Source organism: bacterium, from assembly GCA_037128595.1.
Lineage (GTDB): Bacteria > Verrucomicrobiota > Kiritimatiellia > CAIKKV01 > CAITUY01 > JAABPW01.
In genome coordinates, this window is the sequence record JBAXWB010000022.1 from 1 (window position 1) to 24,614 (window position 24,614).

At 53.9% G+C, this 24,614-nt stretch carries 16 protein-coding genes and 2 pseudogenes; 4 read left to right on the forward strand and 14 right to left on the reverse strand.

Going from position 1 to position 24,614, the window contains the following annotated elements:
- The first annotated feature begins 133 nt into the window (after window positions 1–133).
- A complete protein-coding gene (locus WCS52_13470) occupies window positions 134–481 on the forward strand; it encodes an FAD-dependent oxidoreductase (GenBank protein ID MEI6168191.1) in 348 nt (115 codons plus the stop codon).
- A 7-nt stretch (window positions 482–488) separates the two neighbouring features.
- Window positions 489–653, forward strand: a pseudogene (locus WCS52_13475) (DUF1016 N-terminal domain-containing protein).
- On the opposite strand, the pseudogene WCS52_13480 reads toward WCS52_13475, so the two are convergent.
- From WCS52_13480 to WCS52_13515, 8 genes and pseudogenes are all read right to left on the reverse strand, one after another.
- Window positions 650–793: pseudogene (locus WCS52_13480) on the reverse strand (HU family DNA-binding protein). The pseudogenes WCS52_13475 and WCS52_13480 overlap by 4 nt on opposite strands.
- Window positions 794–844: 51 nt before the next feature.
- A complete protein-coding gene (locus WCS52_13485; GenBank protein ID MEI6168192.1) occupies window positions 845–1,219 on the reverse strand; it encodes a response regulator in 375 nt (124 codons plus the stop codon).
- Window positions 1,220–1,254: 35 nt separating this feature from the next.
- Window positions 1,255–1,428 (reverse strand): hypothetical protein, encoded by a 174-nt coding sequence (locus WCS52_13490; protein MEI6168193.1) that lies wholly within the window; start codon window positions 1,426–1,428, stop codon window positions 1,255–1,257.
- Window positions 1,429–1,466: 38 nt separating this feature from the next.
- A complete protein-coding gene (locus WCS52_13495; protein ID MEI6168194.1) occupies window positions 1,467–2,609 on the reverse strand; it encodes a hypothetical protein in 1,143 nt (380 codons plus the stop codon).
- 25 nt (window positions 2,610–2,634) lie between these two features.
- Window positions 2,635–3,834, reverse strand: a complete 1,200-nt coding sequence (locus WCS52_13500) for a hypothetical protein (protein MEI6168195.1) — start codon at window positions 3,832–3,834, stop codon at window positions 2,635–2,637.
- A gap of 478 nt (window positions 3,835–4,312) precedes the next feature.
- Window positions 4,313–5,782, reverse strand: a complete 1,470-nt coding sequence (locus WCS52_13505; GenBank protein ID MEI6168196.1) for an FGGY-family carbohydrate kinase — start codon at window positions 5,780–5,782, stop codon at window positions 4,313–4,315.
- A 6-nt stretch (window positions 5,783–5,788) separates the two neighbouring features.
- Window positions 5,789–7,195 (reverse strand): hypothetical protein, encoded by a 1,407-nt coding sequence (locus WCS52_13510; GenBank protein ID MEI6168197.1) that lies wholly within the window; start codon window positions 7,193–7,195, stop codon window positions 5,789–5,791.
- Window positions 7,192–8,145 carry a class II fructose-bisphosphate aldolase gene (locus WCS52_13515; protein MEI6168198.1) on the reverse strand — a complete coding sequence of 318 codons (954 nt, stop codon included), beginning with the start codon at window positions 8,143–8,145 and terminating at the stop codon, window positions 7,192–7,194. The genes WCS52_13510 and WCS52_13515 overlap by 4 nt, the downstream gene beginning before the upstream one ends.
- 86 nt (window positions 8,146–8,231) lie before the next feature.
- On the opposite strand from WCS52_13515, the gene WCS52_13520 reads away from it, so the two are divergent.
- Window positions 8,232–9,032 carry a helix-turn-helix domain-containing protein gene (locus WCS52_13520; protein MEI6168199.1) on the forward strand — a complete coding sequence of 267 codons (801 nt, stop codon included), beginning with the start codon at window positions 8,232–8,234 and terminating at the stop codon, window positions 9,030–9,032.
- A 145-nt stretch (window positions 9,033–9,177) separates the two neighbouring features.
- Here WCS52_13520 and WCS52_13525 read toward each other — a convergent pair whose 3' ends face one another.
- The gene (locus WCS52_13525) at window positions 9,178–9,966 is read right to left on the reverse strand and encodes a TIM barrel protein (protein MEI6168200.1); all 789 of its coding nucleotides are present in this window, start codon (window positions 9,964–9,966) and stop codon (window positions 9,178–9,180) included.
- A 17-nt stretch (window positions 9,967–9,983) separates the two neighbouring features.
- On the reverse strand, window positions 9,984–11,261 hold the full coding sequence (locus WCS52_13530; GenBank protein MEI6168201.1) for a DegT/DnrJ/EryC1/StrS family aminotransferase: 1,278 nt from the start codon (window positions 11,259–11,261) through the stop codon (window positions 9,984–9,986).
- Between the two features lie 205 nt (window positions 11,262–11,466).
- Between WCS52_13530 and WCS52_13535 the strand changes: the two genes are divergently transcribed.
- Window positions 11,467–12,249 carry a helix-turn-helix transcriptional regulator gene (locus WCS52_13535; GenBank protein MEI6168202.1) on the forward strand — a complete coding sequence of 261 codons (783 nt, stop codon included), beginning with the start codon at window positions 11,467–11,469 and terminating at the stop codon, window positions 12,247–12,249.
- Between the two features lie 228 nt (window positions 12,250–12,477).
- Here WCS52_13535 and WCS52_13540 read toward each other — a convergent pair whose 3' ends face one another.
- The 4 genes from WCS52_13540 to WCS52_13555 form a co-directional block, all read right to left on the reverse strand.
- Window positions 12,478–15,540 (reverse strand): glycosyl hydrolase, encoded by a 3,063-nt coding sequence (locus WCS52_13540; GenBank protein MEI6168203.1) that lies wholly within the window; start codon window positions 15,538–15,540, stop codon window positions 12,478–12,480.
- Between the two features lie 13 nt (window positions 15,541–15,553).
- The gene (locus WCS52_13545) at window positions 15,554–21,784 is read right to left on the reverse strand and encodes a DUF2341 domain-containing protein (protein ID MEI6168204.1); all 6,231 of its coding nucleotides are present in this window, start codon (window positions 21,782–21,784) and stop codon (window positions 15,554–15,556) included.
- A 44-nt stretch (window positions 21,785–21,828) separates the two neighbouring features.
- A complete protein-coding gene (locus WCS52_13550; GenBank protein ID MEI6168205.1) occupies window positions 21,829–23,220 on the reverse strand; it encodes a hypothetical protein in 1,392 nt (463 codons plus the stop codon).
- Window positions 23,221–23,531: 311 nt separating this feature from the next.
- Window positions 23,532–24,575, reverse strand: a complete 1,044-nt coding sequence (locus WCS52_13555; GenBank protein ID MEI6168206.1) for a LacI family DNA-binding transcriptional regulator — start codon at window positions 24,573–24,575, stop codon at window positions 23,532–23,534.
- Window positions 24,576–24,614 lie beyond the last annotated feature (39 nt).

A 24,614-nucleotide genomic window follows, 5' to 3' on the forward strand; every position in this document is an offset into this window, starting at 1 on the left:
GATTGAAACGGGCAAATATTCTTTCAGAATAGGCCCAACTGGCGAACTCGGGCTAGTGCCGCGCTGACAAATCAAAAACCTATCATCTCCTGCTCCAGACGCAAATGGCTGCGAATGCGGTTACTCCTATCCCATTGACATTCATGTCGCAAAGCCCGACCTGGAAAGCTACGAGAAATTTCACAAGGAATTTACCACACTCCGCCTCGGCAAAGGCGAAAGCTACGGAATCCCATATCGTATTCTGACCGCAATAGGTTTGAAAAACGTATTGGTTGCGGGCCGATGCGTCAGCACGGACAGGAACATGCAAGCGTCCCTGCGCGTCATGCCGGGTTGCTATATCACGGGCCAAGCGGCCGGAATTGCGGCGGCCATGACCGTCCAATCAAAAACAGATACCCGCGGGATCGACATCCAGGAGTTACAGGCGAGACTGAAGGCCACAGGCGCCTATCTCCCCAATTTTAAAAATTATTAGCATCCTGTTGAAAAACCAGTACGGCAAAAGCCTGCTCTCTGATCTGGCGGAAACCCTAACTGCGGAGTTTGGCAAAGGATTCGATGCATCTAATCTCCGCTACATGCGGTTATTTTATCAGGCTTTTCCGAATTGTGACGCACTGCGTCACGAATTGAGCTGGACCCACTACCGCTCCCTGCTCAGGGTCGATGATGCCGCTGCCCGGCTCTGGTACAGGATCGCATCCTTGCAGGCCTTGGCGACGCGGAACTTCACCACGCGCTTGGCCTTGATCTTGATCGTCTCGCCCGTCTCGGGATTTTTGCATATTCACGGGGGAATGCAATAAACCTAATTATCAATCCCCAGAGTGAAGGTTCATCACTTTAAGACCTGCCCCAATACTTCATAGAGCTGGCTCTCGGTGTAGGGTTTGGCGAGCATCCCTCTAAAGGATTTAAAGGCTGGCTTTGACATCATATGATCTTCGAAGTATCCGCTGGAAATAATCGCCCTGGCATCTGGATCTATCGCCATAATCTCCTTGAGTACTACTGCCCCGCCCACACCTCCCGGGATAGTAAGATCCAAAATCAGTAGATCAAATGGGTCGCCAGCATTCAGCGCTTGCTTATAAATATCTACGGCTTGTTGACCATTAGAGGCGGTCTCAACTAAATAGCCCGCTCCTTTCAGCCAACTCGATACAACCATGCGAATAATGTCCTCATCATCTAGAACCAGTATTCTGACCATTGCTCATGTCCCCCCTTACGCCGCCAATATACGGGCTAAATCGGCGGCTGATGCCGCATCGGGCGGAACTCAGCCTCCGGTTCGGCCAGCCACGCCTGTTGCGACTCCACCGCCGATGCGTTGGCAAATACTGCATCGACCCAACGCCATGAGTCCAAGGCCACCGCATCCAGTGGTTTCACAGAAAAACAAGGCGGTTTACTCATCATGGCTATTCTTTCTCAACGCAGTGGTCCTAGTCTATAACTTATGAACAGCTTTCATTCGTCGTCTTGAAGCGGAACTCAAGACCATCCCCTTTTCGCAGAATCGCTTCAACCCCTTCGCACGCCGCATCAACAGGTTTCATTACAATCCCATAAGACATGACAAGTCGCCCCCGAGCGGGTATCCATCGAAATGTCGAGATGCCATGAAATTCAGTTCTATCGACAGCCCGCTGGAGTCCTTCAGGAAAAGGCGTGTTCGCGAATTCCATTCCTCGTGTCAGTGTTCTGCCCCGCCAGGGGGAATCCTTCCTCGCAAAGTTCTCTTCCCAGTTTCCCACCCAGGGAAAATCTGACCGGTTCCAAACATAGGCAACCAGTAATCCAAGCTTAGGATTCACCGCACTGAACCACGCCGTGCCGCTCGATGGATCCATTAACTGGGCGCTGTAATCCGACGAATGCCTGTAGTCCCGTCCGATCATTCGCAGATCCACTGGTTTCCCATACACTCCGGGCCCCCTGGGCCAGCAGAAGGACGTGTCGGACTTCAAGCGCTGTGGTTTGCCAAACATGCCCGGGTAGGTATGGCCCTTCGTGGCTGACATATCGAACAGCGTTACTCCCTTCTCCAGGAAAGGCGGACCAAATGTAACATGCTCACACATTGTAAAGGGTAGATCACGGTGCGCCAGATTTACAATCTCTTCACGCACGTTGACATAATAACTTCCACGAACCATTCGGATGGTTCGTTTAAGCCGCATCATGGCTGCTGGCAAGTCGCATTCGCATACCAGAGTCACTGATTTCTTTGTCACTGCCTTCCGCACAAGTCTCCAGCGGACAACCGGGGCCTCTCCGTGTCCGCCCAAACCGAGTCGCGCTTCCGCCGGAGAGGGATCACCGAACCAGCCCAAGCAAAGATTATGTCCACAAATCGAGGCCAGCAGTTTACTTTCAAAACGCTTGGCATCGCCTGCCTTATACTGCCAGGGTTCAATTCCTTTCCATGTTGGGACCCAAAAGGGATTACGCCCGGGGAGATCCTTTAGCGTGATTGAGGCAAAGTGTCCCCCGCCCTGGAGCAGGACCAGTTTCAAAACACCATTATCCAATTCCCAGCCTTTCCGACCACGGCAGTGGGTTACATGGATATGCATCGAATTCTCAGACTTGGCCATTCTCATTTGCACCTTTGCTTGCGAACTACCCTCTGATCAATGCCTGGATTGCATGTTGCTCGTCCACTGATCCTTTACCAGACCACAAGTCCCGGAGAATCGCATCAATATCCGTACCATCCCCCATTGCGAGATGGCGAAGAGCAGCCCGGGCACCCCGCGCATACCGTTCGGGCTGTATCCCTTGCCCAAGCGCCAGCCTCATGGCACCAATCAGCCTGTCATCCCATCCCAGTTTGCGCATGGTATCCCGGGTGACCCGCTCCACAGCATCTTTCAGGAACGGATTCGTCATCCTGACCAATAAATCATCCACATAGGCATTGAATCCATCCGGCGTAAACAGCGGGTCCAACTCGTGATACTTGCGACAGAGCGCTTCCCCGGATTCGAGCAGAAAGGCATCCCGCGCCAATTGCATCAGCGCTGGATTCCCGGCGGCTTCCGACATAAACACCCCGCCGCTCTCGCGTAGCAGGTATCCGATCAGGGCATGCGTAGCGTTGTGCCCATACAACTTCGCTTCCTCGAAGGGTAACAAATCGGCCTTTTCCTCAAATACTTCAATGCCACGCCGGAACCCGGACAATTCGATCCGGGTGATCAGGATCCGATTGAATTCTTCAGCCAGGAACGCCCTTGCCATTTCCGGGACGACGGGGACAAGTCCTTGCGCCGCGATTTGCTCGGCCTCCGTCACCACTCCGCTCATTTTCCCGATCACCGTATTGAGCACCTGGGTTCGGGCTGAGGCTAGTCCACCCGCCAAGAGAGACGCCAAGGCCTCAATCAGGATTTCGGCGGCATGATTATTGTTCTCCGCCGTGTACACCACCGCCGCAGGCAAACTCTCATCAGATGTTTTTGCGCGCAGGCCGACAGACAGGATGTCCAGCACATCGCCGGGCTTTCCCGTCCCATAAAACGCGACACTCGGCAACGCGGTGGCAATTTCGTCCGCAAGGGCAACCGCCTCGATCAGGGATTTCCGATCCCGTTCATCAAGTGGATTGAGGATTTCAACGGGGCCTATCTCATGTGTCTCGATCCCCGCCGGAGTCGCCACATTGAGCATATAGTAGCCCTTGTTCCGACGCACGGACTCCACCACGGACGGAACAACCTCCGCCACAACAAGCCGGTTGAAATTCCCGGACCGCCAGGCTTCATAAACAAACAGACCCGCTTGAATCGCGCCAAACCCGAAACCAACAAAAGTATGCATACGCTTCATCCGATTTCCTTACACTGACACTGGAGGCTTTCTCTCGCCAAATCGTTTCACCAGGCCAAGCGTCTCTTCCAGGGGCAAAACCCCTTCAGAGGCCCCCGGGCGCGACAAACTGGCGGCGGCACATCAACTTCCTAACCCGGCGGTCTCCATCAAATCCCAGCCCGGCAAGTGGGAACCGTACCCCATGCGTGCCAGATCATTCAGAACATTGGCAGGGACACGGCCAAGGCTCAAGGTCCGACTCTTGATATTGGCCAGCATGCCCTGCCTAGGCTGGCAATCCACCAACTTCACCCTGTCGACGATCTAATTTTCAGCGGCTGTAATTCTAACTCGTTGCGACATCACTACTCCTTAAATCGCCCATATCTTACTAATGGATTACATGGAATTGTTCTGATAGTTAAGACATTCTGATTCATTTCTAGGCGAACTTTGGGGCCCGAAGTCTGAATTGAAAATAGAGTAATCACGAGCCCGCAAGAAGCTGGCGGTATTTCTCCCGCCGCTGAGCGTAGATCGCATACCTCCGTACGTTGGGCTCAAATGCCCGGTCAGGTATCACAAAACGCTCTACCGCCTCCGAAAGAGTCCCCAACACCCCGAGTGCCACACCGGCTATCATCGCCGCCCCTAATAGCCCAGCTTCAGTGACCTTGGGACGAATGAAGGGCACATTAAAAATATCAGCCTTGATCTGGAGCCAGGCGTCCGACTGTGCACCTCCGCCGGTGGCGACAAATTCGGAGGTGTCGACACCCATGTCTCGCAAGGCCTCCATGCTTTCCATGAAATAGAAAGTGGCTCCCTCCAAGACCGCCTTGTAGATCTCACCCCGCCGGGTGCTTAGCTTAAGCCCGTGTATCGAACCGGCCCCCCCCGGCAAGAAACCTGGTGGCCCTGTCATCTCGAAAAGCGGCAACACAAGAAGATCGGTCGGCTCCGCAGGCATCTCGGCTGCAAGCCGGTCATAGACGTCCGGCAAGTCCCGATCGGCACTAGCAAAGGTATCACGAAACCAACGCACTAGTGAGCCTGATTGGTTATAAATAAATGATGCATACAAGCCTTCGACCACATGATGCTCTGCATTCAACGAATACCGCAACATATCGCCGGTCGGCGGAATATGCCCATAGACCGGGGTAAGGCACTCATAAGTCCCGATCCCATCCACCGCCCGACCCGATTTGAATACCCCGGCTCCAAGGGCATTACAGCATTGGTCATGCCCCCCCACCACAACCTTGACCCCACGCGGTAATCCCAGTTCACCCGCCATGATATCACTGACCGTACCCGCTATTGCTCCACTCGGCAAACAGCAGGGTAGCTTGTCCGGGGAAATCCCTGCGAACTGGAGCAATGGCTCCGACCACTCTTCTTTCCGGATGTCGAAAAGCAGTGTACGGTTGGCTAGGGAGTAACTGACAAACGGCTCACACCCCAGCAGAAAGCCCACCAACCCGTCCCACAGCAGGAATTTGTCCGCCTTGTCATAAAGATCCGGCTCATGTTCCTTCAACCAGAGGAGCTTGGGAAGGGTGTAGTTCGGGCCTATCAGGATGTTGGGGTTGAGATCATAGAACCCTGCCTTGCCGAATTTGTCGACCAGTCGGTCAATGGTCTCCTGTCCTCGACTATCGCTGGACAGAATGCAGGGGCCAAGAATCTGACGATCCGCCGAAACCGGCGTAGCGGCTTCGCCCATGGAACTGATGCACAAGGCGGCGACAGGATCCCCAGCGGTAGCCATCACCACCTCGCTGATAACCGCCTTGATCTTCAGCCATACCGATGTGCTATCCAACTCGACCCACCCCGGAAAAGGATAGCTGGAGGAATATTCCCTATAGGCCTGAGCCATAAGCTGGCCATCCACAGAAAACACCGCGGCCTTACAGCCAGTTGTGCCAACATCGATTCCGAGAAGACTCATAACCTCTTAAAGATCAACGAGATCATATTTCAAATAGTTCCGGAAGGCTTCATGCACCGGGACTTCCACATGCCCGGTCGTTACCGCCACATGATGGCGATACCCTTCGGCACCAATACCGCGAAGTTTCTTCTGCAACCCTTGTATTTTTGCCACTCCCGCGCACCCAAAGAAGTCCGCAGGAATCTTGTCGCGCGTGAATTCCCCCTCGCCCAGATAGAACATCAACTTTCCGTTTTCGGTCTTTGAACTGGAGAATGTCATCGGGGCTGCAGCAATACGGCCCACATTACAGCCGTATCCACATCCCCCGCCCAAGGCCTTGGCGAACATCGGGTGATCAATCACCTGCCCTTTGGCCGTCATCAGGGACTGTGGCACGGGACCGCAATGGAACAGGATGCACTTGTCAGGATCCTTGCCATAGTTATTGTTCCAATCCAGACAGGTCGCGGCCTGACCGGATGCCAGGGAGAGCGCAAACATGGGAATCGCATTCCCGACATCCAGCTCACAGGCCGCGGGAATACCCCGGTCATTGAGTTCGCTCAAGAGCACACACGGCGATACATGCAGTTCCTTCTCCAATTCGATCCAACACCGGAGCGCCACCGCATCCATGGAATACTCCCCTATCACCTCGTCCAACACGACGCCGAGTTTAGCGAGGGTCTGGAAAGCCTCCGCGGGGACACCTTTCCAGTTCGTATAGTTCTTAAGTGTGTGTGCTTTGGCCCGAAACGCCTCACCTGAGGTGCCGAGTTTCCGGACACGCGAGATGAGTTCGGAGAGGTCCAACGTCTCTGTGGTGATCCCATAGCGCTGTAAGGTTAGCTCATCAAAACGGACTGTCTTAAAGGCCGTGGTACGTGCCCCGATGGCACCCACGGTCATGCGCTTCAGGGAATTAACCACGCGGCAGACTCCGGCGAAATCAACCAGTTGCCGCGCAAATTCCCGGCTCTTCGGGTGCACCGTGTGCGGCTCGAAGTTCGTAAAAGGCAATGCATACTGGCGAAAAACATCCATGACCGATAATTTTCCGCAAAAGGCATCACGCCTGGACTTGACACCCATCTTGGAAAGTTCATCCGGATAGGCCTGTATCAGGATAGGCACCCCACAATCACGTAATGCGGCTATGGCCCCGGTTTCATCCCCGAAATTGGGTAGGCAAAGGATCACGCCATCGTATTTCCCCCGGTTTGCATCGAGAAACTCGGCGTACTTCAACCCCTCATCGGTTGTCTCAACCGCCCCGAAACGAGTAGCACCTTCCGGCATCATTAAGGTGTCGTGGCCGGCCTTTTCAACCACAACCTTCAGTTCCTCCCTGGCACTATGGAGCAATGATTCGGGGAAGAACCCCCGGTTTCCAAAATAGAGAGCAAAGACCAGTTTCTTGATTTTCATAATCCAATCCCTTTCAATAGAATGTCTGCCGAATTTCCAATCTCGAAATCCTCGTGTATCACCTTCACCGTTGCCGCATATACCGCTTCCTCCGCAGTGGTCCGTGAACTTTTGATCCCCTGCTCCCATGCCTGGCGGAGTGCGGCAGCCACATTGATCTTGGCGATGCCATGCCGGATGGCTTCCTTGATATACTCCTTGCGGATACCGGTTCCTCCGTGCAGGACGAGCGGAATGCCGACGGCCTGGTGGATGCGGTCAAGTTGGGCGATATTCAGCCGCGCCTCTACTTTGCGCTCATCTTTCTTCACCTTACTAATCGCACCATGGATATTTCCAATCGCTACGGAAAGCCAGTCGACACCGGTTTCATTGACAAAACGGACGGCCTCATCGGGATCCGTAAAACCTTTGCCCGACACATAAAGTTCCTCATAAGGCGGCAACGGACCGGCTTCATGCCCCATGATGGCACCCAACTCCGCCTCGCAGGCGATACCCGCCTCTCGAGCCAACTCCACGGCGTTACGGGTACGCTTCACATTATCGGCAAAGGTTAGCCTGGATCCGTCAATCATCACGGATTCATAGCCCAGCCGGATGGCTTCTGCGATGTCCGCCTCGGCATCTACCGTCACATTATCCTCATCAATGACGGGTATGTGATCCAGATGGAGCCGGGTATGCCGTTCATCCCGCACATGCTCGTACTCCGCCCGTACCGCGCTCATGCTCTGCGACTCGAACTTGATCCACTCCAGCCGCGCAACGGCGATCATACCAAAACTGTTCGTATCGCGCAGGGCGCGTACGACCTGCCGCATCATCGGCAGATAGGGAATGTTGAAAGCCGGAATTACCAGGCCATTCGCCCTTGCCCTGTTAACAATCTCCGCCGTTCCAAGTCTCTGACAACCGGATAGGATGTCCAAACTGTTTCCAGTGTTCATACTCACACTATGAACCGGTTCCTCCTTTTCCAGAATGGACACGGATCACGATTCATGTAAAATCGGGCCTTACTAATTACATGACTATGACACGCTATACCTTGTCGACTGAAGAGTTGGATCGCATTATGGGTCTACTCTACCGCCTGATGGATGTACGGATCACCTTTTTCGACATGCAGGAATATGAATTGGGACGCTTCAAAGCAAAACCCATGTCACCCTACTGTTCCGAACGCAGAAAAAACCATGAGTTCCTTCAAAAATGCCGGCAATGCGATCATCTGCACCTTCAATCCGCGAAGGATATACGGGATGTGCATATTTACCATTGCCACAGCGGCCTGTTGGAGGGCATTGTCCCCCTCTACGACAACCGTAACATCTATCTTGGAGCCATCGTATTTGGACAGTTACGGGATGCCGGGAAGCCCCCCCCTGCCGCGCTTCGGGGCCGGGCACGTACCCTCTTCCTCCGTCTGCCGGAGCGCAGCCGCGAACAGGTCATGGATATCGGTTATCTGCTCAAGTATGTAAGTGAATACATCATCGGCAGGGAAATGATCCGTTACAGAAACAAACCCTGGGCGGAAACCCTCGAGGAGTTCATCGAGAAGAACCTGGCTGCAAAACTTGGATTGAGCACATTGGGACAAGCGATTGGCAAATCAACAACATTCATCTCCCATCATTTCCAATCCGAGTTCGGCCAGTCACCCCGTCAGTACATTCTCAGGCGCAGAATGGAAGAGGCCAAACTCATGCTCCAGAACGGCCTTTCCGTGCAGGACACTGCCGAACACCTGGGGTTCTACGACCCTTTCCATTTCTCGAAAGCCTTCAAGAAATACTGGAGCCTTGCCCCCAGCACCGTACGGGCCAGGTAGAGGTTCTGGCAGACATGGCCAGCATCGATGGCAATAATCTTATGGGCTCACGAATGCCATGCTGCCGCGAACCGTGGGACCGAACGGATCCGCACCTTCGTGAATGTTCCATGGTCCGAATGAAAAGCTGAATGTTCCCTGCATACTACTGACTCTTTTTCGAGAGATATTCTGATGTTTTCACTAAAGTTTGAGGACAGGGTAGTAATGGAAAGTACTCCAGCCCGAAATACCCCTGATATCCAGCCTTTTCGATCTGGTTGAGCAGGAACGGATAGTTGGTCTCCCCGTCGGACAGTTCATGCCGCCCGGGAATTCCTGCCGAATGGAAATGGCCGATCCACTCGATATTCTCTCGAATAAACACGGTCAGGTTCCCCGTCATGATACCCATGTGGTAGATATCATAAAGCATCCGGACATTATCCAACCCGATCTCCTTGACGATGGCAACGCCCTCTTTCGGGCAACCCAGGAAATAGCCAGGATGATCCACCTCCGTGTTCAAAACCTCCACATTCAGCCTGAAGCCCTTGTCCGCCACTTTGCGGCCAGCCTCCCGCACGGCCTGTACCAGAGAGGCCCGTTGCTCATGGTAATTCCGCCCGCCTGCCCACTGGCCAGTGGTCACAATACCCTGCCGGCAACCGGCTGCCAGCGCATTATCCGAATAGCGATCCATCTGATCGACAAACCGTTGCAGATTCTCTTTGCGGATCGGCGCTACATCATCCTGAGTTGCGAAATTCATCACAATACTGACGAGTTCCACGCCGCATTGCTGTCCGGCATCACCCATTTCCTTAAGGGCGGAGGCATCCCCGCCACCCCAAGTTTCGATATAGCGGTATCCGCACGCTGCAATTTTCTCCACCCGTTGCCCAAGAATCAGGTCCGTGAAAAACAAATCAACCAACGCATCAACTTTGATCATGGTAGACTCCTCTGAGATTAGAACAACTTCTTGAGATCGGCGGTCAATTGGGTCGCCCGCACCGCGGTGGATTCCGGAGTCATATCCGGCATAATCGCCAGTGTCGCCAACCGGCGCATGATGTCGCGAGTGTTCGGGCACATATCGACCCGGTAGTCGGGCAGCTTACCGACATGCGGACACTTGAACGGACAGCCCTCCGGTGTGGCCGTCTTCTGCTCCAGTATATGCTCCCAGTTCCAGTAGACATGCCAATCACGAACACCCTTGGTATCGCCTGCCGCCAATCCGCCCAGCCCGATTTTTCCCGTAATGGCCTTTGTGGCCTGATCATTGTTCTCAAACATGATCCCCAGGCTGTAACCACAAACACCGTCCTCATCATTCGCCTTGATCCACTTAGCACAGGAAGGCAACTTGACTTCCGTTCGAAGTTGTTTCCACGCGGCCCGGGTATGGTCACAAATCCAATCCAGCTTCTTCAATTGCGCAATTCCCACGGCGGCGCACATCTCCGGCATCCTGTAATTCTCACCACAGAACAGTTCGCCGGGCTTGCGCTCCCGTGCGAAACGGTCCGGACGCCAGCAGGCCGCCGCATCATGATAACTCTGGGCCTTTGTATACATCCATTCGTCATTGGTGAGCACTAACCCGCCTTCGCCGGTCCCAATGACCTTGTAAGCATCCAGGCTGATACAACCAATATCGCCAATCGTGCCAAGGTACTGTCCCTTGTATTTTCCGCCGAACGCCTGCGCGGTATCTTCGATAAGCACAACCTCGTATTTTTTCGCAATTGCCCTCAATTCATCCATCTTGGAGGGTAGACCCAACATATGAACGGGTAGAATCGCCCTGGTCCGCGAGGTAATCGCTTTCTCCACCGCCACGGGGTCCAGCGTGAGTGTCTCGTCGATCTCCACAATCACCGGAATGGCCTTGGCCACTACAACGGCGGAGGCCGATGCAAAGAAAGTATAGGCGGGAATGATCACTTCATCACCTGGCCTGACGCCCGCAGCCACGAGTGACGCCACCAAGGCACTGGTGCCGGAATTGACGGCCAGCACATGCTTTGAGCCAATCTTGGCCGCCACCTGCTTTTCAAATAGATCCACTTTGCTGCGGGGATTATAGTACCGGAAGAAATTGCCTGCATCGGGCACCTTTTCCTCCCGCTCCAGGACGGCTCGGATATCCGCCAGGCCTTTCTGGCTGACGTTAAACACATCAACCACTTCCATTAATTCATCGGTCGAGTACTTGACATAAGGTTTCACTGTATTTGCCATAAACCGTCTCCTTTAACTGTTGGGTGTCTGCTTGGACTTCAGAGAATCTACCATGGACGATATTGATTAATCACATTGCTTCATATGTAGAATCTACCTATTCTACATGGATGAAAGGCGGATTATGAATGTCGAGATGATATCTGATTTACTGGTAACCTTGTCGCGCCATGGCTTGGACTATTGCGGCAGGACTTCCGGCTCTATGCCATCACCACCTAATGAAGGGGGATACAATCGCCCGTTTTACCCTCCCCAGATGCATAACATCATGGAGCTGATTTTCCGGCAAAAAGGGGAACCTGTCATCCATGTCAACGGCAACTGGAATGCATACGACGACAATCGGGTCAAGATCTTCATCCCTGGCGCCTGGCATACCGAGCACTACTCCAGTCCGCGCAAGGCCTATCAGCTTTTATGGTGCACCATTTTCGAGCAGTCCATGATCTTTCATCTGACCGCTTATCACCCGGGCAAGGGATATTCCTCATCCAACAAACGACTCGCCTTGAATCCCCCGATGATCAGGACATTATGGGAGAAATCCATCGAGCCCTGCCTGGCGACCTCAGCCGTATCTCAGGCTGAATTCCATTATCTCCTGATGGAGGCGCTCTGCTTTTTCATTAACAACACTCATCTCATCTCCACTAACACAGATGTGTTTCATGAGCATGTCATCGATCATTTGAAAACCTATATCGAAGGCCACTACTGGGAAGAGCTCACCCTAGGCGGGCTGGCGGGCGTATTCCACTATTCGCCCAAACATCTGAATGCGCTTTTCAAACAAAACACCGGCACGCCGCTGCTACAGCATATCAGCTCATTGAGAATGCAGAAATCTAAGGAACTGCTGACTTCCGGAACCCTACTGGTCAAGCAGGCGGCGGAGGCCGTTGGCATTCATGACCCGCTTTATTTCAGCAAGAAATTCCGTCAGCATTTCGGATGCACCCCTCAATCCGTGATTCCCGTGTCTTAATGCCGCGGATCATCCACGTCCGGCCCAAGATCTATTTGGCCCACCATATTTTACGCATGGATCAGTTTGCACCTCATATTCATGGTTTTACGAATACCCCAACTTCTTCATGCAGTCACGATTCATGATCGCGCTCTCCTTTTTGCCGAAGTGTGAATTGTCGAGTTGAATGACGAGATAGCCGTCGTATCATGGGGCGAACCATCCCATGAGCCGTCTTTGTTCAGATCAAACAAAGGTAACCGTGAACGGGCGATCAAGACCATATCCAACGGCATAATAATCATTTCCCGCTGGCTGCTCATCTTGCGGTCCCCGTCCCCACGACCATGGATCCGTAATGGCCAGCTCTTTTACCCCTAAATGCGGGCCTAGCGGATTACGCAGGGAGCCGTACACGATGACTTCCACCGTGTTCGCTCCCGTCACCACGGCCTCTGTGATTTCACACTGCATGGGGTGGTGATAAATGACACCCGCCTTTTTACCGTTGACCAATACCTTTGCCACAACACCCTGCCAGGCAGGAAGCGACACCACAACCCGTCGCCCAGCCGGTGGAGGCACCGTACAGGTGGCGGAATAGGCCACTCGATGTCCATATAATGGCAAGCCCTGCTGCTTCCAGTCGCCCAGCCCGAGCGGCTTTGCCGGCCCAATGATAAACCCTTTTTCAATGGCCCTGAGCGAGAAATCGCCAATGATATGAGCGGCCTCAAACTCATGGAATACCGTCATGGAGGAGGCCATAATGGACAGGCTATTTCGCCCTACTCGCGCCACCGGGGCGATGTCCAGTATCCCGAAGGCACGATCCAGCCACCACCCGTTTAGCTCGGCCGTGCATTCAGCACCATTACAGGAAATCCTGTAGAGGTCCGGCCGTTCCACCACCGCGAGTAGCCGGGCCGGGACGGCCCCCTCAATTGAAAAATGAGTGGTCGCCTGAAAGCCACTTTTCTCGGGAAAGGCCGTTTTAAGCAACTCATCCCGGAACTGCACGGCGTGGTCCCACGGATTCCCCGCGAGCCCGTTCTGCTGGAATATAAACTCCGCGGCTTTTCTCCAGTACACCGAGGTCCGGGTATCGCCGCCCGCCTCAACATCCACATAATCCAGAATCAGGTTATTATCGTCCAAACGCCGAACGGAGAAATTGGTTAGCGGCAATTCCAGGTGTTGGCCCTTCGCATTCCCAACCGCCACCCCATCGGGTGCACCTCCGGAAGCGGGACCGGCAGGCTCAGCATCAAGATACAGCATGAGACTTCCACAGGGCGGCAACACAAATGCCGTCACCACGCACCCCTCCGGCCCTCCCGAAAATCCACGGGGACAGACCGCACCGGTATCCAGACAAACCTCCCGCATACCCTTGGCCCGTGAAATGACCTGGCCGGAGGCTTCCACATCGTTACTCGTATTCGTGATGAAAATAATATCGCCATCGCTCAACTGACGGCGGTGGTGATACACAATCCCCTGATTGGCAGGATCCAGGAGAACTCCCGCAGCGGGCTTGCACAGCTCCGTCACTTTTCCGGCCAAGTCCCCGGAACTGACGGAATACCAGCCTTTGGAACGACGCAACCGATGACACTCCGCCGAACTCTGGCCATCAATATAGGCAGGCATGTCCTCTCCGGCACATGACAGCACAACCCCACCCTGCTCCAGATAGTCCAAAAGAAGGTCGCACGTTGCCCGGTTCAAATTCTCCATTTCAGCGGGGATCACCACCACCTCATAGGCACACTCACCCACTTGGAACCGGACTTGTCCTTGAGCGGTCTGAACCACCGCACCACGTTCCTGGATGATATGTTCGCTGCCCAGGTCAAACTCCAGCTGGCTTCGGGCTAATTTCACCACGAATGCCTGGAAATTATCCCCGATCTCTTTTAAACGCGCTGACTCCTCAAAATGATGGAGCCAGGCTGAGGAGGTGGGTTCAAGCACCAGACAGGGGTTAAGCTGACGCCCCTGGGACAAGGCGTGGGAAACCCGGGCAAAATAGTCCACGAGTTCGCCATAACACTCCATCCAGGGCGAGTGGTAGGAGAATGTGGGGGGATAGTCGCGCTTCCGGGCCCCTCTCAGGGAGATACTGGACAGATGCTCGTTAATGGTATTCACCCCTAGGACGGCAACCCAGTCCCCAATGCGTTTATAATCCTCAAAGGTCATCTCCCCGCCGCTACCGCCATAGGTTTCACACAAGGTGCGGTGGCGCCCGGTCTGGTTGGCAACGCTGGCCAATTCCATCACAGCCCGCGTGTTGCCAAATTGGGCCTGCGGCCCCTCTTCATAGCCATTAAACAAGATGTCGATGCCCGGTCGCTGCTGCCAGGCCGCCATAGCCATATTATCCGGCACCGTCGTGGAATGAGGCCAACCATGCTCCCAGTAATGACCAGTCAGTTCCAAGCCAAACGACTCGCAATAGCGGTAATAGGGCTTGGCCCAACGATCCACAAAAAGTTCATTCAGGAGTTGGAAGTAGTGATGCCGGAATGCCAAGCCTTTGGGGGAGGACTCCTTTAGATAAGGCAACCCCGCATAAAAGTCCTCACCCCAGCGTAGTTTGAATTGTTCCGGAAGATCCGGTGTCCAATGGATATCCCCGCAGGGCTTAAGATGGGGTTCATCCGTAAATACCCCCTGGATGATCCTTCCAAAATCACCTCCGAACCGCTGACGATAGGGCTCCAGCGTCACCTCCAGGAATTTTTCAGTCACGCCGGGCCGGATCAGGTCGGTATGGAACCGACCGCCATACCAAGGCGAAATCCCGGCCTTTTCGAGGGATGCCACCCAATACTCACCCTCCGGCAACAAGCCGGATCCCGGGACCGGCGCTATCTTCTCGTAGCCTTGCAAGGATTTACGATAAATGGCCAGCAGTGACGGATCTTTAACATCGACCTGATGTTTGGCTTCAAGCGTGATCCCCAGTGCCCGTGATTCCGGCATGATTTCGGCTACATGCCCTCCGGCAAACCCTGAGGGATAGGAGTTTTCATCATAGATCCACAGGAGTAGATCGTTTTCACGAGCCAACTCCAAGGTGTGCCGCCAAAGCGCGAACCACTCCTCCGACAAATAGGGCGTCATCAAACCGGGCCGTGGATGAACAATCACCTGCCGGATCCCCTGTTCAATCAATGCCGCAAGACTCTGTTCTAACTGCTCGGGCGTCACTAAATCATTCCAAACCCAGAATGGGGCCGAGGAAAATTCGCGAGGAGGTATCTGCAGGTTGAGTTCGGAAAGGCTGTTATATTTCATCATGTTCACCACCCATTCACGGGTATGTGTAAAGCATCCTGAAAAACTTTATTGGCTCATTGGTCACATTCACCCGGATTTCAATGGTTTGTACCATGTTACTGGTTGAGAGAACGACTTCCGAAGCGTCCTCAGGAAACCACGATACCAGGTTAGTCGAAGCCTCCACGGTGAACGGGGTACCCGTTTGACTCAAATTCTTTTCATAGGTCATGCGGAACATACCCTCCCCCCCTCCGACAGCGGGCCTGAGGCGAATCGGATCATATAAAGTAGCCATCAGATCGGCCCAACTGGTAATGGAGCCATCATTGGCCGTCAAACGCAGGACCGCCAGACCCGGGGATGAAATGGTCGCCGTGGTCGAGGATGACGCAGCATCACCAAAAGTCGCATCTCCACTCCCACTCACCCTGCTCCAACTCAAGGCCAGCGGCCCCGGTTGTCCATCATCCGTCACCACTCCGCTCAAGGCGAAAGGAACACCCACTGTTCCTGCCGTGGCCCCTGTCACTGAGACCACCGGCCCCATATTCGCGGGGACCGCTGCATATAAATCCAATACCTCGGCCTGGGTAAGCGCCTTGTTATAGATCCGGAATTCATCCAGCTTCCCGTTCCACCCTCCCGGATCACCCGCCCCTGAACCGATATAAAGGGGTGCATTGGGATAGCGCGGTACGGACAGTCGCGGCAGTCCACTATCCAACACGGTTGCAAACGCCTCCGGACTTCCATTGAGGTAAACTTTCAAGTTATTAGTCGCCTGGGAGCCATCAAAGACAATGGCCACATGATACCACTGCTGCGTGGAGAGAAGATGTGCGCCTTCCACGACCTGCCCCCCAAGCCCGATGCGCATCTGTCCTAACCCGTTAATCGCTAAAATGTATGAAGCGTCAACCAAGTTGGGGGCAAGCTTCACAAAAACCGTGGGCCAGATATTAAAATTGCCCTGGGCATATAGCCATAGTGAAATCGACATTTGCGACAGGCCGTCCATCAGATTAGTCGAAGAGTCCGGCACCACCACCTGCTGACCGGATCCACTAAACGCCAGAGCGCCTCCGAGTCGCCCACCCGCCGGGCTCCAGGCCGGCAAGGTCGCTCCATTATTGGTCAGAACCCCGGAATTCGGAGGCGTCACCCCGGAGGCATCTGCCGCAAGGGTTCCGGTAGTGGCGTCGAACGGCAATCTCAGGACTAGACCATCATTGGCATTGGCGCCCGTTATCGCGGTGGTGAGTACACGAACCATGATCTCCTTGAAGGACTGCAAGGCCCCATCATCCGCCGAAAGACGAAGGACATAATCCCCTGCAGTGGAAAAGGAGACCTCCGTCGACGGGGTTGTCGTACTTGAGAAGGCCACGGCACCCGGTCCAAACACCTTCGTCCATAAGACGGAAACTGACCCCTTACGGGCGGGAATTGCTGACACCGTCGCACTGATTCCAAGACCGGATCCGGTGTACAGGCAAGCCGGATTTACGGTGGGTGATGTAATGGAGATGGAGGGCGCATCCGATGTTTCCAAAACAAGACGCGGCTTGGCCAAACCATAGCTGCGCCGGGAACCGAATGAGACCCCGCGCGGCGTCTTGGTAAACACGTGCAAGCTCATCAGTTTTGCAGGATCATTTGCCAGGGTTTCCGCCACATACGGCGTTACATCCAACTCCAGCACCGAGCCGGCAACCGGTTCACTCGCCGCCCAGAGTGTGGATGTTGTTGGATTATAGAGTGTTGGCCGATTGGTATAGACCATCGTCGTCTCGCCCCACCCGTCCAACGTGTCGTCCACCAGATGGCTCTCGACCAGGGAGTGGGTACCCGGCAAGGTCTCAGACGTCACATACAACTGAAGCGTCGCCTTGACGAACCCATTATGCACATTAAGCCCGGACAAATTGTAACGGTGATACGTTTCCACCAAGGCGCCATAGGCTCCTTGATTCCCAAGGATCACGGTCGTTTCGGATACACCGAAGTTTAAGGTTGGCACAGAACTGGCTGTGTAAGTAGTGGCTTCAGGATAAAGGACGTTCGCGTCATTGAAGCCAACCTCAAGATTCAAGGCTTGCTCAGCAAAAGTGCCCACACGGTCGGTGGCACGCACTGTAAACGCGAACTCTCCGGCCACTGCGGGAGCACCGGAAATCACCCCCTCCGTCGTCAAAACCATTCCGGTGGGCAAGGCTCCGGCTACCACCGTCCACCCAAACCAGGGATAACCACCCTGGGCCACCAACGGCTGGCTATAGGACGTTTTCCAGGCGGCCGCAACCAGTGAGGTGGTTACAATGGATACGACCGCCGGGGCGCCTGACAAATCAATCGCCTGTTCAATCCCCAGACTCGGATTATAGAAGGTTCCCGCCCCCGTGGTTTCCAGACGAACGGCACGAACCATGTAGGTGTACTGTCCGGAGGTCACCGACGAATCATCATAAGCAAGCGCAGCCAGCGGAGTGGAGGTCAAGCGCTGGTAGGTACCGGTTCCGCCCGGACTCCGGTACACATGATACCCTGCCACCCCCGTTTCGGGAGAGGCGGTCCACGCTAACGCAGGGTGATCCGTGCTCTTCACCACAGCCAGTTTCGAGGGCGGGGAAAACATATAGAGCCGCAGGGTGGGATCCCCCATGTGGTCCATGTAAAGGGATCCATGGAAGTCACCGTTACTTACATTGTCATACTTGTAGGAATAGGTGCCACTGGTCGACCAGCCATTGTTATTGATGCTTTGCCGCATCATGTCGCCGGCATCAAACCCCATCGCCATGCGGTGATAGATGTAGCGCAATCCCCATATGGACCAGGTAAAACTGAGTGTGTAGCTCTCTTCACTCAACCGCAGTTGCATGGCGTTCCCGCCTGAAGAAAGCCAAACAGCTTCGTACCAATACCCCCAACCACTCTGCATACCTGTCCAGAAAACGGCTTTCCCCCCCTCACCGTACCCCGGCGCACCACTTCCCTTGAAGTAGAAAAGATAAGGTCCATTGATGGCACTGTAGAGTTGGTCCGCATCCCCATCGGAAACGGGGAGCGATGCCGACGTGATTGCCTCGATATTTGTCATCCCCACTACGGCGGGCATCGACATGCACGCCGTCTCACTCACATTCGGATAAAACATCCGATCACACACATAGCGACCAGGCCGGAAATCGGCACTGGCAACCTTGTACCGGTGTAACTTGTTGAAGTAGTTTCGAAGTGCCTCGACATCATTGACAATTCCCGCAGTCAAATCGATCCGGCCAAACCCCAGTTCCACGGCGCCGTTCGTGCCTCCGGGCCCGGTCTCAAAAATCTTCCGTTGATCGAATTTCCCATCGCGAGGTCCGTTTAGCTGGTCGCCCCCCGTTTGGGTCGTGTAGTTATTATTCGTATCAGACCAAGTCCCGTCCATATCGGCATAAAAGGCATCCGTTCCATAGGCACACTCATTGCCGTGCCCATCCGCACCATAAATATCATAGAGTCCGCTCCGCGTTACCGGCACTTTGCCTAAAAGGATCACGTTCTTGAGTTCACCGGGATAAGCGTTATAAAGGGCTTGGATCTGACTGCGAATGGCAAGATTGTCCGGGGGTGTTCCTGTGCCCACACTCGCCACTGTAACCGGCGTACCACTGCCGTAGACCACACGCAGAGTCAAACCGGTTCCGCCCCCGGTAGTGGTGATATTGGTCACCACTTCACCGTTGGCATAAGTCCTCAGCAACCTGCTGTTGATATTGATTCCAGCCCATACGGTTACGTTGATCGACGTCACGACTCCATTGCTATCCACAGCCGAAACCCAGTTACCGCTATTGCCCGCGCTGGTAACAATGGAAACTGAGCTCCATTGGGCATAACCTGCACCTCCGGAAACAATCTCAAGTCGCACCGGAGTAAGGATCGCTAAGGATTCCCCCACTGTAAAGCCACTACCCCCATAGCCCAATGTCAACCCCGTCAGAACATGACTGGCATCGGCGACAACGGTGCCCGGCACCATGGAGCCAGAGGCATTCGTTATCGTGACAGCGTCACCGTTATAGTACGACGTGGCCCCCGGCGCGATGGATAATGTGGAAAGGAAGTTCGACCCGGTTACATTATATCCGGCGGCACGGGCCACAGGGATTTCGTGGACCATCCAACCGTCAGCACGAAGGTCATTCTTGAATTGCGCATACTCCGCCGGTAGTGCCACGGGCACATCCGTAGCCACTACCAGGGCCAGCCGGCCTTTGGGTTGGGTCTGATCAACCCGGATGCCGCTCAGGATATAGCCGGTGGGTTTGATGGTGTTGTAGGTGCTGCCCGTGGTATTGACCCACTTGTACTCATACAGCACTTCGGTAACCACGGTGCTATCGACCCAAACCGCGCCCGCCGTCAGGGCCACATTGGTCGCCAAGGCGGTCCCCCAACTGGTATTGGTATAGTCTTTGCGATAGATATCGAAAACACCCCCAACATAGGTTTTGATGCTGATCTGCGGGGGAACCTCCACTACCGTCGCCTCCAGGGGAATCACCTCCGCTGTTCCGCTGCGTGCCGAATTGAACCCCGTATAGGAACTGACCACCCTTACCGTCACCGTCGCCATACCGGACGTCGCCGTCTTCCCGTGGTTATCCGTGGCAATCGCCGTGAGCGCATAACTGCCAGCGCCCATGCCAGCCCATGTATAGGTAAACGGGGCTACCGTGTCATCCGCCAGCTTGGTCGCTCCGGCATAAAAGGCCACATTAGTCACACTACCATCCGGATCCTCCGCCGTTGCCATCAGCGTGATTTCATCGGTTGTCCGGAATGCGGTACCCGCCACCGGATTAGTCAGGCTTACCGAAGGCAATTGATTCAAGTACAAGGTTGCCACCGAACTGGTCACGGAACCCAATGAATTGGCTACCATGACATCAAAACCAGTACCCGCATCCCCCGCAGACACAGCTGGCGTGGTGTAACTGGCATTGGTTGCGCCGGATCGACCTACCCCATTGACCCGCCATTGATAGCTTAATGGCCGGGCACCCGAGGCCATGGCGGAAAATGTCGCCGCTTGGCCAACCGGAACATATTGATCGGCAGGTTGCATCGATATCCCGGGGGCGGTCAGATTAGTGTCTTCTGCAGCTCCATAGGCATTAAACGAACCATTCGATGCCATGGTCTGGTAACAGGCCCAGACCCAGTTGGAGGAAACAACTTCCTTCTGGAATCGGATCTCATCGAGTTGCCCCCCATTAAAGAGGGATGATCCGCCACGACTCATAAAATAGAGGATTTCATCCTTGAAATATGTGCCTGCCGCGAGAGTGCTGTTTATGGTCGTCAACAATTGCGAAACTCCATCCACGTAAATTGCCCTGACCTGCGGCGTGGTGGAAGCGCGATCCAATACAAAGGTATAATAATGCCATGCTGCAGCCGATGGCTGGGTAAATCCGGTCTGGTTATACGTTGGCCCAGGGCCATAGGGGTTAATTTCAAAGTCGGATCCGCCTGAAGGAATAATCCAAAAAGACCCATCTGGAAAAGAGTTGCAGTTAGGCGATAATTCGGCCAACACACCCCAATTGCCATCATAAACCGTCTGTTTCAGCCAAAGCGAAACCGTCAGTTTCTGAACCGATGAGAGCAAGATATTGGCATCGGTCCGCATGTACCCACTGGATCCGTTAAACGATGCACCCCCGGCCACCACCCCGACCGTGGCCGAAACTCCGCCATAAGGAGTACACTTATTGTTATTGGTTGTGGCATCATTGGCCGTCAAGGTCGCGCTATCCGGCAAATGCCACACGGCGGCATAACGGCTCCCCCACACCGCACCATTCGTCGTGCAGGCCAATTGACTGGAATTGGATGAGTTGCCCCAGGTCACCCAGAGAGAACCCGTCCCATTGGTCGGAATAACAGGAACCTGGACCCATACATACGCGACACTCCCCGCGGTGAATGATTCAATCTCGTAATTCAACGAGCCTGTGTCGGCGAGATTTTCCTTGAACCGCAGATCCCAGCCATTAGTAGAGAGGAATGGCATGGCGCTAAAGTTGAACCCGCTATTCCCGACATTATTGCTCAGCACCACCAACACGGGAAAGTTGGTGAGTGCTTCCGTGCGGTTTGTATAGCCAGTAAACGTAACCGGCATCTGATAAGCGGCATCCGCCGGACTAACAGCCCCAAACAACGCGAGCCATGTAGCACCTAAAACACAATACTTGATGATCTTCATATTGACCCTAACTCGGTTTTTGAACGTAAACACCATTATGAATGTCAGTGAGGCGCAGAGGGGGCACTCACTTCGGGCGCCCCGAAATTGGGATTCACCGCAGTTTCCATGACAACAATCTCTAGCCACTTGATTTCATAAGGCGAAAGGGTAAAACTCAAAGGGTTACGCTTCAGGTCCTCGATCGAACCGGAGCGTACATATTCAATATTATTAAGAGGGGCCTCGGCATTGATCCGCATGAACCTGAACAATCCCTCCTTGATGGAGGAAATGTCCAGACTGCAGTCATAGGTGGTGCCAGATCCCTTTGCAGGAAAATTCCAAAACAGCGCCTTGACCCCACTCGTGTCTTTCACCGCCAGCGACTTCACATCGGCAGTCACCCCTTCGACACAAAGCCGGTCCCCCACCAGGCGGCTCATCCCTTTGAACACGAAATAGGAGGGCCTCACGCGGCCTTGATTATCATACAAACCAAGATAGGACATCGTATTGAAGTACCCGTCGATGGCGCCATTCCACTTGGTCGAAGTAATACCCGCAAAGTCCCCGGGCTCGTAATAGGAATCACGAATCTGGTAGTAGGCACTCAGGTCGAGTCCTTCGTCTACAAACGCCTTTGTGGTTTCCAACAGATGACAGGGCGGGAACCAAGGATTCATGTTGGGGCGGAGAAAGTCCATATTCCACTCCGTGATCATGGTTTGAGTTGCCTTCAGGGCCGGGTATTGGCGCAACTTGGATTTGATCACCCGGATACTTTCCCTGAACGATTCCGCACTGTCGGAATACATGTGCCAGGTAAAGAAATCAAGCGGCGCCCCACCTTTGCCGCAATGCTCAATGAGTGAGTCGGCCATGGGACCCCTGTAATCAGCCAGGGCTGGGCCTCCGACCTTAGCCGCAGGATCAGCCCTCAATATGGCCTGAACCGTGTGGGTGTAATAAATGGGGTAATTTTCTGGCGTAAAGAGATAGGGACACCCGCCCTGCTCGCCGAAATCGCCTTCATTCCCGATTTCCCAGTATTCGACCCCAAATTCTTTTTCCTTACAGTGCTTAACTAATTCACCGATCAATTCCTCCCATTCCGGGTAACTGACGGGGTGAACAACTTTTTCATCGAGCACCGGGAAAAGCGATTTTGGCTTATAACAGATGCAGGGAAATGGGTGTGCACCCGTGGCAATAATTGCCTCGAACACGTTATCCACTTTCGCCCAATCATACTGCCCTTTAGCCGGAAACGTACCGTAATAGTCCATGAGGAAAAAACGTATTACGTTCGGCTTGAGTTGTTGAAGATGCGCCACATGCTCACTAAATTCTGGATGCGGACTGATCCCGCCATGACTCAACGAATATCTCCTTAGATCGAGGTGCTCTCCGGTCTTCTCAGTGTCAATATTTAACCTGATAGTATTATTGTTCATGAGCCATTGGCCTTCCTGATGTAGTCCCGCATAAACCTCCACCCCGACGATAATTATTTCCAGAAAACTAACACCCCTCTCACAATTCTCATATTCGAAATCGGCTTATCACGATAAGGCTCCATGAGTGCTTTGAGATCCAGGATGAAGGAGCCGCTGAGGACAGAAACAGGAGTATTTTACCGCTCCGTGGAAATTCATGCGAAGGCAATCATCAATCCAGACTGATGAGGGCTGCCAGGCGGCATTTTATCCTTCACAAATCCCGGTTACGTGCCACACGCGATACCCCGGGCTCCCGGAAGACTCCCTCACGGCTTCACCAGGTTCGGAACCGTCTCCCCGTCTACCCAGTGGCCATCGGTCAATATTTGGATGGGATGGGCAGGTTCGCCGAATTCACTCCGGCCAATCTTGGCAATCAACTGCTCCACCGAAATTTTACCCATTTCTGAATGCAACTCCTCGATCCCGGCAAAATGGGATCCGGACGGTCGATCTACGCAAGCCAGGGCAACATCTTCGGGGACCCTGAGTCCGACTTCACGCAACCATTTCTCGTCATCATGGATCGCCATGGTGAGGATCACCTCAGGCTGCCAGCGCCGATACCATTTGAGAAACAATATTGGGGACCTATCGCCGAGTCTTTCGTCATATATGGGAATACGTGCGGATGCCGGCAAACTCATCTGGTACCCCACATACCCAATGCCATACTTGGCCCCCCGTGATCTTTCCACGGCAAACCCCGGCTCCATGATCAAACCGATCCGTTCATACCCACGCGCCTTCAATGCCTCAACCGCATAGATCATATTCTGGACATGATCTGCACAAACCCGGTCGAAATCCTGCTTCAAAAACCCCATCCCGGTTATCAGGCAAACATAGCGATCCCACTTCATATCAAGCTTGGCAGCCCCCTCTTCGCCATATTGCATCACCAACAGGATGCCCTGGATGCCGCGCGAATAAAGGATGCGATCGATTTTCGCAGAATCCATTCCCGGCGCCTTCAGATAGAATGTTTCAACCTTGAAACCCAATTCAAGCGCCCTCTGTTTCACCGCCGGATGATAGAGCCGGAAACACTCACTGGTCCGGTACCAGTCCATTTCAGACGGCCAATCCACCAACAGGGCGATCGTCCCGATACTGGTCAATTTACGGCCCGAACGTACCCGCTTCATCAGGTTGTTCATGTAGTCGTTCTGACGGTAGCCGAGCTGGCTGGCTTTTTGCTTAATTTTCGTGCGCAATTCCGCCGACACTTCACGACTATCCCTCAGCGCCAATGAAACAGTGGCTTGAGTAACCCCCATCAGTTTCGCAATTTTTCGTTGATTTGACATGAATAACAGATCGCTTAATCAATTCCCCCATATCTTTTA

Excerpts from the sequence above, each read along its gene's own strand:
- WCS52_13550 (MEI6168205.1), bottom strand. The coding sequence starts at position 23,220 with ATGAACAATAATACTATCAGGTTAAATATTGACACTGAGAAGACCGGA.
- WCS52_13515 (MEI6168198.1), bottom strand. The coding sequence starts at position 8,145 with ATGAACACTGGAAACAGTTTGGACATCCTATCCGGTTGTCAGAGACTT.
- WCS52_13510 (MEI6168197.1), bottom strand. The coding sequence starts at position 7,195 with ATGAAAATCAAGAAACTGGTCTTTGCTCTCTATTTTGGAAACCGGGGG.
- WCS52_13545 (MEI6168204.1), bottom strand. The coding sequence starts at position 21,784 with ATGAAGATCATCAAGTATTGTGTTTTAGGTGCTACATGGCTCGCGTTG.
- WCS52_13505 (MEI6168196.1), bottom strand. The coding sequence starts at position 5,782 with ATGAGTCTTCTCGGAATCGATGTTGGCACAACTGGCTGTAAGGCCGCG.
- WCS52_13525 (MEI6168200.1), bottom strand. The coding sequence starts at position 9,966 with ATGATCAAAGTTGATGCGTTGGTTGATTTGTTTTTCACGGACCTGATT.
- WCS52_13485 (MEI6168192.1), bottom strand. The coding sequence starts at position 1,219 with ATGGTCAGAATACTGGTTCTAGATGATGAGGACATTATTCGCATGGTT.
- WCS52_13490 (MEI6168193.1), bottom strand. The coding sequence starts at position 1,428 with ATGATGAGTAAACCGCCTTGTTTTTCTGTGAAACCACTGGATGCGGTG.
- WCS52_13540 (MEI6168203.1), bottom strand. The coding sequence starts at position 15,540 with ATGATGAAATATAACAGCCTTTCCGAACTCAACCTGCAGATACCTCCT.
- WCS52_13530 (MEI6168201.1), bottom strand. The coding sequence starts at position 11,261 with ATGGCAAATACAGTGAAACCTTATGTCAAGTACTCGACCGATGAATTA.
- WCS52_13520 (MEI6168199.1), top strand. The coding sequence starts at position 8,232 with ATGACACGCTATACCTTGTCGACTGAAGAGTTGGATCGCATTATGGGT.
- WCS52_13555 (MEI6168206.1), bottom strand. The coding sequence starts at position 24,575 with ATGTCAAATCAACGAAAAATTGCGAAACTGATGGGGGTTACTCAAGCC.
- WCS52_13495 (MEI6168194.1), bottom strand. The coding sequence starts at position 2,609 with ATGGCCAAGTCTGAGAATTCGATGCATATCCATGTAACCCACTGCCGT.
- WCS52_13500 (MEI6168195.1), bottom strand. The coding sequence starts at position 3,834 with ATGCATACTTTTGTTGGTTTCGGGTTTGGCGCGATTCAAGCGGGTCTG.
- WCS52_13535 (MEI6168202.1), top strand. The coding sequence starts at position 11,467 with ATGCCATCACCACCTAATGAAGGGGGATACAATCGCCCGTTTTACCCT.